Here is a 15,796-nt window from a genome sequence, read left to right as displayed (position 1 = left end):
AGTAAAAAGTTAGTCTATATCAATAAACCTGTCTCCTAGCAGGCAACCTCACCAGGGTTAACGTAGTAAAATTTAACAATAAAAAAACAAAAAGTGCTGTTAATGGATATAACAGCACTTTTTTATTCATCATTATTTATTGATAAACACATATTAACTCAATAAAACAGTAATCAGACATATATAAATAGCTCATTTAATAAGCTATCTAATTTAGATGTAAATACATAAAAGTATACGCCACCATTATTCTATAATAATCAATTTTATCACCTTACACCCCAATAAAAATTCACAAGATTAATTAATTTCAAAATAATTAAAAAAATTTCTTTTTTTTGAAAGGCATTTAGTGGGTTATCGATAAACTAATAACGATTAAAAAAGAGGATAAATTAATCATGAATAAATATTTAAAATATATATCACCTAATTTCAATTGTATTTATAATATAATGAAAATAAATGAAACACTTGGTAAGTGGGAAAATTATAATATTGAAAAAGGTTATACTGAAATTACCTATAGCTTTCCTAATTGGTCAGCATTAAGAGGTGATAAATATAAAACATTGACAACATTTAATGATAAAGGAAAAGATTTAGTTAGAGCAAAGCTCCAGCAGTGGGAAGATGTTGCCAATATTAAATTCATAGAAGTAAGCGACGAAAAAGATACAGACCTGAAATTTGGTATGTATAATAATCTTAGTGAGATTGGAAATTATAGAAGCCATTCCGTAAGAGGATTTGCCTTTCATCCAAATAATATAGAAAAAAAGTATAAAATAGCAGAAAGCAAAATAGAGAAAGTTGAAGATTATACGTTCAGTGGACAAGTTTGGATAAACATGTCTGATATGAATATTGAATATATTACTAAATCGACAATAACTCCAGAACAACAAATAAAAGTAAATTATTTTAAATCTAAAGCAGATATTATTGAATATTCAATTGAAGAACATGATAAATATTATATTCTATTAAAAAATAATAATGCTCGAGCTCATATTGATGATAGTAAAAATGTATTAAAAGAAGAACCCTACACTCAGAAAGCAATTAGTCACGAAATAGGTCATGCTCTTGGTCTACATCATACATTTACTCGACAACAATCAATTGATTGTGAGGAAAACACCTATAAATATTCAATAATGGCGTATAACGTTCCAGACTCTAGCGATGCTGATCATCAAGGGATGCATCCTTTAACACCGCAATTAATGGATGTTTACGCTATTCAAGCAACATATGGGCAGAATAAATCCACACACATTGGCAATACCATTTATGGTTTTAATTCTAATACAAAAAAAGATTATTATTCATTAAAAACATCTGAAGACAAAATTATTGCATGTATTTGGGATGCTGGCGGAATAGATACATTCGATTTTTCAAAATATACCGTTGACCAAAAAATAGATCTTAGTGAAGGCGGTTTTTCTGATGTAGGAGGATTACGTGCCAATATTTCTATTGCCTATGATACGGTTATTGAAAATGCAATCGGAGGCAGTAAATCTGATATTATCTCTGGAAATGATGCTAATAACAAACTATCTGGTCAGTGTGGTGATGACACGTTATATGGTAAAGGAGGTAATGATTTTTTATATGGTGGAGAAGGAAATGATTATCTTTACGGAGAACAAGGTGATGACTATTTATATGGAGAACAAGGTGATGATTATCTAATAGGTTCTGATGGCAACGATTACCTATATGGTGGAGAAGGAAATGATTACCTTTGGGACTCAGCTGGAAATAATATGCTTGATGGCGGCTTAGGCAATGATATTTTAATTAGTAGTAAAGGTGATGATGTACTTTATGGGGGTGAAGGTAATGATTATTTAGATGCAGGAATGGGTAATAACAAATTAACTGGCGGTACAGGTTATGATACATTTAGTTTTAATATCGAAAATAATGATTCCTCAAATTTAATTACTGATTTTGAATCTGGCATTGATAAAATATTTTTATATAAAAAAACAGATGATGGTAATATTACAAAAAAAATCAACATTGTTAATTCTAATCATTTAAATAACAATGAGGGTAATCTTTATTATGACAATGTAAATAATATTACCAATTTAAAAATAAACACAGCGGAAATTTCCACACCTCAATATTTAAATATTAACTTAATTGGTAAGTATGAATATGAAGATTTATTCTGTTAATTAAAACACCACTATTACTTCTTATATTACTTGATGAAAATTCATCAAGTAATATATTATATATTTTTAGTTATAAAGAAACATCTCATAAAGCATATAGATACACTATAAAGGTATAAAGGTATAAAGGTATAAAGGTATAAAGGTATAAAGGTATAAAGGTATAAAGGTATAAAGAAATTTATTATTTAAAGCACAAATAATAAAATCAACGAAAAAAATTAAATATTAGATTTATTTACATCATTATATTACCTAAACTGAAAACGCGCTTAAATTCAAAATTATTCAAAAATATACTTTTCCTCTCTAGATTTATATTAATGAGTAACTATTAAGCAACTATTATTTAATGAATAATACTATTTTATAGTATCTAAAAAGCATAATGTATTTAAACAACCATGAAAGTCACACTCCTCCCCCCTTTTTTACATCAATCTCATATGATCAAAAAAATGTATAATCGCAGAGATCTCCGTTAAAACGGGTTGATGATAATATCACCCCCTTTACTTTCGTATCATAATAACTCAATAAAAATCGTCATTTTTTATCGATGATATAAACAAGATTTTGCTAAAACAATAAAATAAAAGACTAGCAACCTATTTAATTTATATTTCCTTTATATAAATTAATACTAGTACTTATCTTTTTGTTTACTATTAAATAAAATAACTCACTGAAATTTACCATAAATTACTTGTTATCTTATAAAGATGATAGTTTATCTTTTTTTTTAAAGATAAATAAATATTGATATATAGCATACTAAAGAAAAGAAAATGGATTTTTAAATAGGAAAAAAATGGCTTATCAAGAGTATTCAAATGGAGTAGGTGTTATTATTGCTGTAATAAAGAGTTATGCACCGTTAAAGAGATGGAATAAAAAAAACACTGGTGATATATTTACAGAAATAACATATAGTTTTCCTGACTGGAGCTATTTACGAGGTAATAAATATAAAACTATTACAACATTAAACAAATATCAACAAGAAGTTGCAGAGAAAACATTACAACAATGGTCTGATGTTACCAACATTAAATTTACCAAAAAAGATAATATATACGATACTAATATTAAATTTGGCGTCTATAATAATATAAATGAAATAACAAAAAACGATTCTCATTTAGTTGCGGGTGTTGCAACATTCCCATTAAACAATACAGATCCAAATAAAAAAATAGAGAAAGTCACTGATTATAGTGGTGGAGGACATGTTTGGATAAATATCTCCGAAACAGTACATATAAAAAGATTCAATAAAAATGATCTAACATTAGAACAAAAGAATAAAATTAATTTATTTAAAAAAAAATCAGACAATATAAATTATTATTATATTGAAACAGATACCCATATTACTTTATATAAAAACAATAATGAAAATGGTCATATAAATAATAAACCCATTATTTTTCAAAAAGGAAATAAAGAAACTCAAACTTATATACATGAAACTGGGCATGCTCTAGGTTTACCTCATTTCTTTAAATGGGATGATTATAATACCCCTGATATTGAAGAGAATAGTTTCAAATATTCAGTGATGGCATATCGATATCCAAGAACAGAAGAAGCTGAATTGGATGGACTTTTTCCTATGTCTCCACTATTAATCGATATCTATGTCATTCAAAAATTCTATGGTGTAAATGTAACAACTCGAACGGATGATACTATCTATGGCTTTGATTCTAATACGCAAAGAGAGCACTATAGCTTAACCTCACCCAATGATGTCATTATCAGTTGTATTTGGGATGCCGGTGGTATTGATACACTTAATTTTTATAAATATAGCGCAAAACAAAAAATAGATCTCAATGAAGGCACTTTTTCTGATATTGGAGGATTACGAGGTAATCTCTCTATCGCATATGGCACCATCATTGAGAATGCTATTGGTGGTATCAATGATGACATTATTATTGGTAACGGTGTGGATAATCACCTTTATGGAAATCAAGGAAACGACATTATTTATGGTAATAATGGCAATGATATACTTCAAGGAGGGAAAGGCAATGATTGGCTTTATGGTGGTGAAGGTGATGACATCCTGTATGGTTCTGATGGAAATGATATTCTTTGGGATGACAATGGATGTAATCAACTTAGTGGTGGAAAAGGAAGAGATCTATTTATATTAGGTATTAATTACAATAATAGCCATTATAAAATTATGGACTTCAATAAAAGTGAAGATTTTTTACTATTTGTTGATAATAATCATCGTATTTTTAACATTAATAAATTAATTAAAAATAAGAATGTTGTTATTTCTATTAATTATCATGATATAGAAAACACTACCCAACTCTCCATTTCAGAAGAAATACCATCTACAAAGTCCATTCATACAATAGACCTTGTGGGTAATTTCACTTTTGATGATATATTTAACAGCTAATCTTTAAATTAAAAAATAATTTATGATATAACTTAGATTAATTAATTTTAAAATTTAGGTTATATCTTTCTTGATAAAATAACAAAATAAAATAATAACAATAAAAAAGATCCATCTCGAAAAAATAACATAGTTTTTATTTGCTTAATAAAATTATTCTGACTTAAAACACACCTCACTTCACAATTATTCAAAAACATATTTTCGCCCTCTAGATTAATATCAATAAGTAGCTATCTTTATTATCGCTGGCGTTCGCCAGATAATTAAAATATTTTCAACATGAAAATAAACTTAACCTAAACTTTATATCCGGAGGATATTATGGGTTCTTCTTTATTAAAAAAAGCAGTAGGACTATCTAATGTTTCTGATTTATTAGATAAGAGTGGAATTTTCTATAACTTTTCAGCTAAAACGCTACCTTCTTTTGATTATGATACTGCTGGAAAACATATTGCACGTGAAGATTCTACATGGAATGGAAAATATGTTATTGGTCAAGCGGCAGAAGTAACATATTCATTCCCAACTTGGACTGGTAAAAAGTTTAATGATTTTGGTGATAAAAAGCCCTATGGATTTAATTCAACGCAAAAAGAACATGCAAGACAATCTTTAGATGCATGGGCCGATATCGCCAATATTAAATTTACAGAAGTAGGACCAAATGTAAAATCAGATATTACTTTTGGAAATATTACTGATCCATATGGTAAATTCCAAGCTTATGCCACTTTACCTAACACCTATGATTATTATGGACGTGATGTTTCTGGTCAAGCTTGGTTTAGTGATTATTATTATGCAGGCAATACAACCCCGGAATTAGGTAATTATGGTCGTTTAACGATTATTCATGAAATTGGCCATGCGCTTGGTTTAATGCACCCCGGAGATTATAACGCAGGCGAAAACGTACCTGGTTATTTAAAATCTGACTACGCTGAAGACAGTCGCCAATATACTGTTATGAGTTATTGGGATGAATATGAAACGGGTGCTCATTTCCAAGGTGCTTATGCGGGAGCTCCTCTACTTCATGATATTTCAGCAATGCAATACCTTTATGGTGCAAATACAACGACCAGAACAGGTGATGATGTTTACGGTTTTAATTCAAATACAGGTATTGATTATTACACTGCGACAAGCAGTAACGATAAATTAATATTTTCTGTTTGGGATAGCGGTGGTAACGATACTTTCGACTTCTCAGGATATTATCAAGATCAAGTTATTGATTTACGTGAAGGTCATTTCTCTGATGTTGGCGGACTACAGAAAAATGTTTCTATTGCACAAGGTGTTACAATAGAAAATGCAATCGGTGGTTCTGGTAATGATATTATCTATGGAAATGATGCTGATAATATTCTCGTCGGTGGTGGCGGTAACGATATACTGTATGGTGGCGGTGGTCAAGATACATTATGGGGCAATACGGGTAGCAATACCTTTGTTTATAAAGAAATTTCTGACTCTTTAGCCTCTGCTGCTGACAAGATAATGGACTTCAAATCAGGTATTGATAAGATTGACTTATCAGAATTAATCGAAAATACCTTTAGCCATAAATTCCTTAACTTTGTTGATCAATTTACAGGTCGCTCGGGTGAAGCAACGCTTAAATATGATCAATCAACAAACTCAAGTGAACTTGCTATTAATGCTTATGGTTATGAAAATAGACCTGATTTCAAAATTGACATTGTAGGATTTGTTAATTACGAAACTGACTTTATCGTTTAATTTATTATTAAGTAGGAGAGAAATATCTCTCCTACTTTTTTACCTATAAGGAGTTATTTTTATATTATCTTTTAAAAAAAAAGATAGAGTTATCACTCCATATTGATAAAAAATGTAGTAAATAGCAGTAAAAACAGCTAGGAATAAAATCAGGAATAACATATGCCAGCAAGTAAACAAAATAATGAAATAATAAATATTATAAAGGAGAGAAAGAAAGTATTTCTTTCTATTGGAATATTTACAGCCTTAATAAATATTTTAATGTTAGTGCCTTCCATTTATATGTTGCAAGTTTATGATCGCGTTTTACCTTCAGGTAATGAAATGACTTTATTAATGCTAACGCTCATTATGTTAGCATTATTTATTTTTATGGGAGGATTAGAATACTTAAGAAGCATTATTGTTATTAGAATGAGCAATAATCTTGATTTATCGTTAAACTCAAGGATTTATACTTCTGCATATCAAGCAAAATTAAACAAAATACCGGGTATTAATTCCTCTTTAGCATTTAATGATTTAGTGACGATTAGGCAATTTATTACAAGTCATGCTATTTTTGCTTTTTTTGATTTACCTTGGTTTCCTATTTACCTTCTTGTTATCGCATTATTTAATCCATGGTTAGGATTATTTGCATTATGTGGTGCACTCATTTTATTTTCTTTAGCAATTCTTAATGAATATTTATCTCGTTCATCATTAAAAAAAGCCAATGAGTTTGCTAATCAAGCACAGATAATACAAGGTCATCATTTTGAACATCCACAGCCTATTGAAGCAATGGGAATGCTAGGTTATTTACGTAACCAATGGCAAACAGCTCACTTTAAATATCTACAAGCACAAACTCATGCAAGTGATAATGCAGCAGGTGTCAATGCAATAACAAAAGTCACCCGAATGGCGCTACAATCTTTAATGCTAGGATTAGGCGGATGGCTAGCAATAGATAATACCATTAGCCCAGGAATGATGATCGCAGGATCAATATTATTAGGTCGCGCTCTAGCGCCGATTGAACAAGTTATTGGTGTATGGAAAAACTGGGATAGCAGTAAAGAAGCTTATAAAAGGTTAACCACACTATTACAAGCGTATCCTGAAGAAAATAAAAAAATGTCACTACCTGTTCCTAAAGGCGAATTAACAGTAAATATTAATCAAGCTCAATATCCTCAAACGGAACGCACATTATTAAATAATATTCATTTTTCACTAAGTCCTGGGGATGTACTTGGTATTATTGGCCCTAGTGCTTCAGGTAAATCCTCTTTAGCTAAATTTATTGTGGGTATATGGGAAGTTAAAACAGGTGCTATACGTCTTGATAATGCAGATATATACCAATGGAATAAAAGTGAAGTTGGTCAATATATTGGGTACCTTCCTCAAGAAATCGCCCTTTTCCCAGGTACAATTGCCGAAAATATTGCTCGCTTTTCTGAAATAGATCCTCAAAAAGTCACTCAAGCAGCAATGATGGCAAATGTTCATGAAATGATTTTACGTTTTCCTGATGGTTATGAAACCATTATTGGCGCTCATGGTGAAGGATTGTCAGGAGGACAGCGCCAACGTATTGCGTTAGCTCGTGCATTATATGGTGATCCTGCTCTCATCGTTTTAGATGAACCAAATTCTAATTTGGATGATTTAGGCATTAAAGCTTTAATGCAAGCCATTCAGACACTTAAGCAGAATAAAAAAACCGTTATATTGATCACGCATCAAAAACAACTACTCTCAGTAACCAATAAACTCTTAGTTCTTTTCGAGGGTCACACCAAATTATTTGGCTCTACAACAGCAGTGATCGCTGAGTTAAATAACTCATCGGTAATAAAGAGTACGCCAACACCAACACCGATTAGTCAAAGCAATATTTAATATTGAGAAAATTATTATGATCACAAAAAAAAATGAAATCGATATTGTTCATGGTATTTCAGATGATCCTAGAAAATTCTTAATAATAGGATGGTCAGTTATTTTTTTAGGTCTTGCTATTTTTATTTTTTGGGCGGCATTTGCGCCTTTAGATAAAGGTGTATCTGCGAAAGGAAATGTTTCAATTTCAGGTAATAAAAAGAGTGTTCAAGCTTCAGTAGAAGGTATTATTACTGATATTTTAGTGAAGAATGGTGATAGCGTAATCGAAGGTCAACCCCTTATTCAATTAAGTCCTATCCAATCAAAAGCCTTAGTAAAATCCTTATCAGAACAATATGATAATTTACTGATTACTCAACAACGCTTATATGCTCAATTAAATGAAAAAACAGAATTTATCTTAGATCCTAATGAAAAATATTATTCTACTTCAGAAAATTTAAATAAACTATCTCTACTTCAAAATAAATTACTTAATGAAAAGTATATTGAGTTGCATAGTGAAATAAATGGCTATAACGCTATTATTGATGGGATTTCTAATCGTTTAGTTCATTTAAAAAGATCCACTTTAAATAAACAACACCAAATTAATAGTTTGCAAAATCAAATCAAAGACTTATACACGCTTGCTAATGAAGGTTATATTCCTCGTCATCGTTATCAAGAAATTGAGCGTGAACTCGCTGAAAATAATAACCATCTTAATGATACATATGGACAAATAAGTACATTAGAAAAACAAAAATTGGAATATCAACAAAAAATATTGCAACGTAATGCTAATTTTTATCAATCGGCACGTACTGACCTTAACCAAGTTCAATTACAAATAAGTGAAACAGAAAAACAACTTATCATTGAAATTGATAAACTAAAAAAGATGCAAATTACGGCACCTATTTCAGGAATAGTAATGGATTTATCTGTTTTTACTCAAGGTGGTGTTGTAAGAACAGGTCAAACACTAATGGAAGTTGTTCCTCAAGATCATCAATTAATTATTGAGGCACGTTTAGCGCCCCATCTTATTGATAAAGTTACCCCTGGTCTTCCTGTTGATTTAATGTTTAGTGCATTCAATCAAAATACAACCCCAAAAATTCCCGGAGAAGTAACATTAATTTCAGCAGATAGACTTATTGATGAAAGAACAACAGAACCTTATTATCAAGTGTTTATTAATGTTAAAGATAATTCTGTTCTTATCAATAATAAAAACAAATTAAAAGCTGGAATGCCTGTTGATGTATTTATTAATACAGGGGATCGTTCATTACTAAATTATCTCTTTAAACCTGTTTTAGATAGGATCCATACTTCATTGACGGAAGAATAATGATGCCAATAAAAAAACTCTCTGCTATTTTATTTATATGGATGCTAAGTTTTCATGCTATTGCGATCAGCTTGTCTGATCTTTATTTCTTAGCAGTAAAAAATGATCCTACATTTAATGCTGCAATAAAAGAACAAGTTGCGGGTAAAGAGTATGAAAATATTGGATTATCTCAATTACTCCCAACCGTGCACGTCAACTATCAAAATAATCCTCGAAATTGGCAACGAAAAGTTTATCCGATTAATACGAATAAAGGAGAAATAAGAAAAACAGAATATCAAAATTATCAAAGCCATTCTGTCAGTGCCATTATTAGCCAACCACTCTTTGATTACACGGCATTTAGTGATTACAAATCATCAGTAATCAAAACATTATTATCTGACAGCCGTTATCAAGTGAAATTTTCCGAGTTAGTAATCAGATTAGTGGATAATTATATAGAATTGGCTTATGCACAGGATAAATTATTATTAAATCTTTCACAGCAAGAAATTTATAAACAACAGCTAACATCAAGCCAGCGTTTATTCGAATTAGGAGAAGGAACAAAAACAGATATTTCAGAGATCCAAACGCGATTATATTTAACTCAATCTCAATATACAGATATCCAGCTTGAGTTAGATAATGCTAAAAATAAACTCAGTTCAATGATTGGTACACCACTACCTCATGCCGAACATATAGCAAAATTAAGCAATAATAGTTTTATATTACAACCTATCACACCCAATAATTATGAATCATGGGAAAATGAGGCGATGAAAAACAACCTCAATATTCAAACCGCTCGTTATGAAATGGCAATAGCAAAACAAGAAGTGGAAAAAAATAGAGGTGAATTTTTCCCAACGGTACAACTCTATGCTTCTTATTCTAATAGTGATTCCGATAGCAATAATACCGTAAATCAAAAATATCAATCAGCGAACGTTGGCGTTTATGTCAGCTTACCTTTATTTAATGGTGGAAAAACAACAGCGTCAATGCGTCAGTCTACTGCATTGTATCAAATGAGTGCTTTTGAAAGAGATGCAATTATCCAGCAAATCACGCAAGAATTACGTCATCAATACCAAATATGTACAACGAGTCATATTAAATTGAATGCCTATGAGCAATCCGTTTCCTCTGCTAAATTGCAATTAGATGCGACTCAAAAAAGCTATATTGGTGGGCAGAGAACAATGGTCGATGTTCTTAATGCTGAAGAATTATTATACCGTGCTCAACAAGATTTAGTGAAAGCTAAATATGATTATATTCAGGCTTGGACATTATTACATCAATATACTAATACATTAGATATTGAAAAAATAAAATTAATTGAAGGTTATTTTCAATAAAACAGCTAAATCTTTTTATAAGATATATCTACATAATTATAAAAGCCCTAGATCATAAATAGATTTAGGGCTTTTAATTATAAGCAATAGTTGATTGCTTATTTTAGCTAGCGGGTATCATCACTTCTTTTTAGTACCGTACAACGTTAATACACGGTGAGTAAGAGCAATTGATGCTAGACCAATAAAACATTCTGTTAGGAAAATCAGCATAAATTACCCCCATTCATAAGTACATTTAGTTTGGGCGGGGGTTCTGATAAAGTAAAGTGACTTGTCATATAGTGCTTAGCTAACTCCGATTTAATGGACACATTTTAAACCTACCATTAAAACTAAAAAGAGCAAAATATATTTCTCAACAAAATCCATTTTTAGGCTTTGATCACATAAAAACAACACAAAAAATCAAATCCATGTCATTTTAAAGCTGGAGTTAAATTTATTTTATTTTTATAACAGTCTTTTAAAAAATAGACTTTAAAATCATTTAATTAAAGAAAACAAATGTTAAGTCACCCTGTTTTTCAACAATAGGTTTTCTCTTTAATTGACTGATAATAGATAATATTTCTTTTCGCTCTGGTCGGACTAAAACAATCGCAATCCCTTGATAATTATTCTCTTCAATTAAGTTAACTAACTGCTTAAGATCATAATATTTATTTTGCACATCAGGATATGCCAAACCATAAGCAAGCTCCCCTTTCGTCTCTGTTAAACGAATATCAGTGCGTTTTAAACTCCATGCTAAAGATGTTCCGATCCCGACTTCATCTGTTAAAATATAAGGTTTATCTGCAAGCTCACTATAATAGTGGTTAATTACCTTTTCTGGGGTGTTTCTACTTTCTACTTTATGAGGAATAGCATACCCAATTACTAGACTTAACCCTATCGAACAAAATAAAGTCAGTAAACGAGTGGGTTTAAAAAATGACGCGATCCCCATCACACTCCAACATAAGAACCCCATAATACCCAGCAATGCTTTATATTTTTCCGTTGTTTCATATAACATAAATCGTGTAGAAAAAAGCGAGTAAACAATAATAGAGATACCTACAAGCCCAAAAACCGTATTGATAATCGCATTAATATTATGAGTTTTTTCATTTTGTTTGTTTTTTAGCTCTTCCATATAATGAGCAATCAAAATAGAAAGTGGCACAAAACAAGGTAACATATAGGTTAATAACTTACCGCTGGAGGCAGAAAAGAAAGCAAAAAATAGGAATAACCAAAACGAGAAATAAAGAGTTCCCTTTTTCAAGAGAATTGCTGATTTAAGAGCCCCAAATAAGAACCCTAACCAAGGTAAAATACCGAAAATAACAATAGGCAAATAAAACCACATAGGTTGTGATCTTGCCGTTCCTTTTTCAACAAAGCGTTGTACATGCTCAATCCAAAAGAAGTAGTGCCAATAATCAGGAGCTTGAAGTGCAACTGAAATCACCCATGGACCCGCAATAATAAGCATAGAGATAAGCGCTATTGGTGCATAACAAAGGACTTCTTTAAAACGAGATAAACTAATTGCGGTTACAAAAAATACTAATGCAGGTAATACAACAGCAATAAAACCTTTAGTTAAAAAACCTAATCCACAGAAAACACCGACTAAAATATAAGCACTAATTTTTGACTTTTTATCTTGGGCAGATAATCCACTTAAAAAGTAATACATCGCAATAGTGACAAACATTGTTACGATAGGATCAAGAATATTGTAGGTACCAATAGCTAACACAAGAAATGAGGATAAAAAAACCACCAGTGCATTAAACGCTAAAGTACGCTTATGCCAAACTAGCATAGCAGCACGATAAACAAATAAGCCGGTAAGTAAGGTTGAAGTCACAACGACGACACGAACAGAAAAATTACCGCTCCCAAATAACCATTGTGCAATACTGTTTAACCAATATCCCAATACTGGCTTTTCAAAATAGCGAATATCCAGCATGTAAGGTACAGACCAATTGCCTGATAAAAGCATTTCTCGGCTAATTTCGGCATAACGGATCTCATCGGGTTGCCAGAGTAGCCGTGTTTCGAGAGGAATAAAATAGGTTAAAAATATAAAAATAAAAAGTAGAAACCATTTATATCTTTCTACAAAGTCAACACGCATATATTCCCCATTAAAATAAAACTATATCACCTTATACAAACTCTTCTCTTAGAATAGCTATCCTATAAAAGATTCAATTATTATGTGTTAAATTATAATTAATTAGTGTATTTTTTTATTTTAAATCTAAAATAAAGAGACTTGAAAACCAATATTTACAAGATTAATCAATAGAATATAATTAAATACAGTTAGAAATTAAAAATATTGATACCTTAATTTTTTATTAATAATAGAGAGTAAAAATAGTCTTAAACAAAAATTAAACAAAGCATATAAATAAAAAAACCAGAAGGAACTAATTCTGGTTTTTGATTACTTGGTTTAATTATATGATGATAAAAATCTTATTTACTGAACTCTTTAAAAGCCCCCATCGTGTTGGATGCATACATAACTGCAGGGCCACCGCCCATATAAATAGCAACACCTAATGCTTCAGCAAGTTCCTGTTCTGTTGTACCAAGCTCCACAAGTGTTTTTGTATGAAATCCAATACAACCATCACAACGATTTACGACAGCAATTGCAATGGCGATCAATTCTTTGGTTTTTGCATCTAAAGCACCGCCTTTACCACCCGCTTTTGTCGTGCTCATAAAAGCTTTCATGACTTCTGGAATATTTTGAGACAATGCCCCCATGTTACCTGCAATGTCTGTTACTATTTCTTTGTACTTGCTCATATTCAACCCCTTATAATATATGTTTTTATATAATATAAAAATATAATATCAAATGGTGTAATCTAAGCAAGTCAATTTAATCTGAGGTGATCTTTTCTATTGTGTTAGTTATTGTAAAAAGAGGTTTATATTGAAAAAGCATTACAAAAAGGGGAGCTTTCATCACTTAAAGGTGAAGGAAAACCATTGATCCTTGATGATAATAGTCATGTTCCAGAGTCGCTTAGCGAAAAACGCCGTAAACCCTCGCCCAGTGCGGGCGGGGATATAAGGCGAAAAGGCCGCAGGGCTTTAAAGATCAATCAAGCGTTGACTGGCTCTGAACGTAGGCTCTGAGTGTTTCAATCGTTGCCCCTCCGGAGCTACAGACAAAGTACGACCTTGACCACAAAAGTCCCGTTTTACTTTGCGTCCGTAAATGTGTGTTTTGCTGGCGCAGCAGGCGCGACGATACTGATTTCAGATTGTTGACCATCACACTGACCGCCAGTTTTGGCGGGTAAGCAACCAGCAGATGCACATGGTCAGGCTCTCCGTCCATCTCAATAATTTCGCATTCAAGTTTTGCCGCAGCGGAGTCAAATGCATCACGCAGTTGAGCGAGCATCTGTCCGTCAAATAGCTTACGTCGATACTTTGTCGTAAAGATCAGATGCACGACCAGTTTACTGACACTGTGCCGCTTTCTGAGGAATTCCGCCAGTAAATCATTATGATTACTCAATTGATATATTTCCCTAACATGTTAAAATAAAAACATTATATCAATGAGCGCTGATGATGTTAAGAGCAACAAAAGTACGCATCTACCCTACACCAGAACAGGCTGAATATCTCAACGCTCAGTTCGGTGCGGTTCGTTTTGCGTACAACAAAGCGCTGCACATCAAGAAAGACGCTTACCAGCGGCACGGCGTAAATTTAAACCCGCGTAAAGACCTTAAACCGCTGCTTGCAGTGGCGAAAAAATCCCGCAGATATGGGTGGCTTAAAGAATATGATTCAATTGCATTGCAGCAGGCGGTGATTAACCTTGACGTGGCTTTCTCCAACTTTTTTAATCCGAAACTAAAAGCCCGTTTTCCCACGTTTAAAAGTAAGCATGGCAGACAATCTAGCTATCATTGTGTCGGGATCAAAGTCATTGATGGCGCGATAAAAATCCCGAAAATCGCACCGATTGAAGCGCGTTTACATCGTGAAATTACGGGGGCGCTGAAAAGTATCACACTGAGTCGCAGCGCAACCGGAAAATACTATGCGTCACTACTCTGTGATGACGGGGTAGAAGCACCGGCAAAGCCAACATTGATATCAAATATCACGGGGCTTGATGTGGGGCTAAGTCATTACGCCATCAAATCAGACGGCAATAAGATTGCTAATCCGCGCCACCTTATCAATGCCAGCCGTCACCTACGTCGAAAACAAAAAGCCTTATCTCGCAAGCAAAAAGGGAGTGCTAATCGCCGTAAAGCCCGAATACAGCTTGCAGGTGTACACGAACGGGTAGCCAATGCCCGTGCTGATTTTCAACACAAACTCTCTCGTGCAATTGTTGACGAAAACCAAGCGGTAATTGTAGAGACACTGAAATCGGCGAATATGATGAAAAACCACTGTCTGGCTCGCGCTATCGGTGATGCAGGCTGGCATGGTTTTATCACAAAGCTGGAATATAAAGCCGCAGAAAAAGGCGTCCATCTGGTAAAACTGGATCAATGGTTTGCCAGTTCGAAAACCTGTCATTGTTGCGGTCATAAAATGTCAGAAATGCCACTACATAAGCGTATCTGGCAATGCCCTGAATGTGGAGTTGAACATGACCGAGATATCAATGCGGCAATCAATATCCGACACAAGGGCATATTGGAATTACAAGCGGCGGGACTCGTCGTTTCAGCCCATGGAGACCCGCGTAAATCCGTCGTACAGAGGGTTGCGGTCTGAGAAGTGGGAAGCCTCGCCATTTACGGCGGGGAGCAGTCACAGCAAGCTATCACTTATT

10 protein-coding genes and 1 pseudogene are annotated in these 15,796 nt (G+C 32.6%); 8 read left to right on the top strand and 3 right to left on the bottom strand.

Going from position 1 to position 15,796, the window contains the following annotated elements; genetic code table 11:
• Positions 1-401 precede the first annotated feature (401 nt).
• The 6 genes from SB028_RS04510 (at position 402) to SB028_RS04485 (ending at position 10,965) form a co-directional block, all read left to right on the top strand.
• Positions 402-2,198, top strand: coding sequence for a M10 family metallopeptidase C-terminal domain-containing protein (locus tag SB028_RS04510; protein ID WP_318859889.1), 1,797 nt, complete (start codon positions 402-404; stop codon positions 2,196-2,198).
• Between the two features lie 811 nt (positions 2,199-3,009).
• Positions 3,010-4,623, top strand: a complete 1,614-nt coding sequence (locus SB028_RS04505) for a M10 family metallopeptidase C-terminal domain-containing protein (RefSeq protein WP_069367038.1) — start codon at positions 3,010-3,012, stop codon at positions 4,621-4,623.
• A 324-nt stretch (positions 4,624-4,947) separates the two neighbouring features.
• Complete coding sequence (locus SB028_RS04500; RefSeq protein WP_069367037.1) at positions 4,948-6,375, top strand: serralysin family metalloprotease; 1,428 nt, start codon at positions 4,948-4,950, stop codon at positions 6,373-6,375.
• A 162-nt stretch (positions 6,376-6,537) separates the two neighbouring features.
• The gene (locus tag SB028_RS04495) at positions 6,538-8,271 is read left to right on the top strand and encodes a type I secretion system permease/ATPase (RefSeq protein WP_069367036.1); all 1,734 of its coding nucleotides are present in this window, start codon (positions 6,538-6,540) and stop codon (positions 8,269-8,271) included.
• A gap of 16 nt (positions 8,272-8,287) precedes the next feature.
• Positions 8,288-9,613, top strand: coding sequence for an HlyD family type I secretion periplasmic adaptor subunit (locus SB028_RS04490; protein WP_069367035.1), 1,326 nt, complete (start codon positions 8,288-8,290; stop codon positions 9,611-9,613).
• Positions 9,613-10,965: a TolC family outer membrane protein gene (locus tag SB028_RS04485; protein ID WP_069367034.1), complete on the top strand. Its 1,353-nt coding sequence runs from the start codon at positions 9,613-9,615 to the stop codon at positions 10,963-10,965. The genes SB028_RS04490 and SB028_RS04485 overlap by 1 nt, the downstream gene beginning before the upstream one ends.
• Positions 10,966-11,455: 490 nt before the next feature.
• Here SB028_RS04485 and arnT read toward each other — a convergent pair whose 3' ends face one another.
• On the bottom strand, positions 11,456-13,102 hold the full coding sequence (gene arnT, locus SB028_RS04480) for a lipid IV(A) 4-amino-4-deoxy-L-arabinosyltransferase (RefSeq protein WP_069367033.1): 1,647 nt from the start codon (positions 13,100-13,102) through the stop codon (positions 11,456-11,458).
• A gap of 347 nt (positions 13,103-13,449) precedes the next feature.
• Positions 13,450-13,788, bottom strand: a complete 339-nt coding sequence (locus SB028_RS04475; protein ID WP_069367032.1) for a carboxymuconolactone decarboxylase family protein — start codon at positions 13,786-13,788, stop codon at positions 13,450-13,452.
• Positions 13,789-13,917: 129 nt separating this feature from the next.
• Between SB028_RS04475 and SB028_RS04470 the strand changes: the two are divergent.
• Positions 13,918-14,013, top strand: a pseudogene (locus SB028_RS04470) (DnaJ family domain-containing protein); the annotation flags it as partial.
• A 73-nt stretch (positions 14,014-14,086) separates the two neighbouring features.
• Here the strand turns inward: SB028_RS04470 and tnpA are convergent.
• On the bottom strand, positions 14,087-14,512 hold the full coding sequence (tnpA, locus tag SB028_RS04465) for an IS200/IS605 family transposase (protein WP_318859888.1): 426 nt from the start codon (positions 14,510-14,512) through the stop codon (positions 14,087-14,089).
• A 56-nt stretch (positions 14,513-14,568) separates the two neighbouring features.
• Between tnpA and SB028_RS04460 the strand changes: the two genes are divergently transcribed.
• Positions 14,569-15,738: an RNA-guided endonuclease TnpB family protein gene (locus tag SB028_RS04460; protein ID WP_318860132.1), complete on the top strand. Its 1,170-nt coding sequence runs from the start codon at positions 14,569-14,571 to the stop codon at positions 15,736-15,738.
• The last annotated feature ends 58 nt before the right edge of the window (positions 15,739-15,796 follow it).

Source organism: Proteus vulgaris, from assembly GCF_033708015.1.
Lineage (GTDB): Bacteria > Pseudomonadota > Gammaproteobacteria > Enterobacterales > Enterobacteriaceae > Proteus.
Note: the sequence above shows the minus strand (reverse complement) of the source record. Positions and strands in the feature narration are given on the sequence as shown.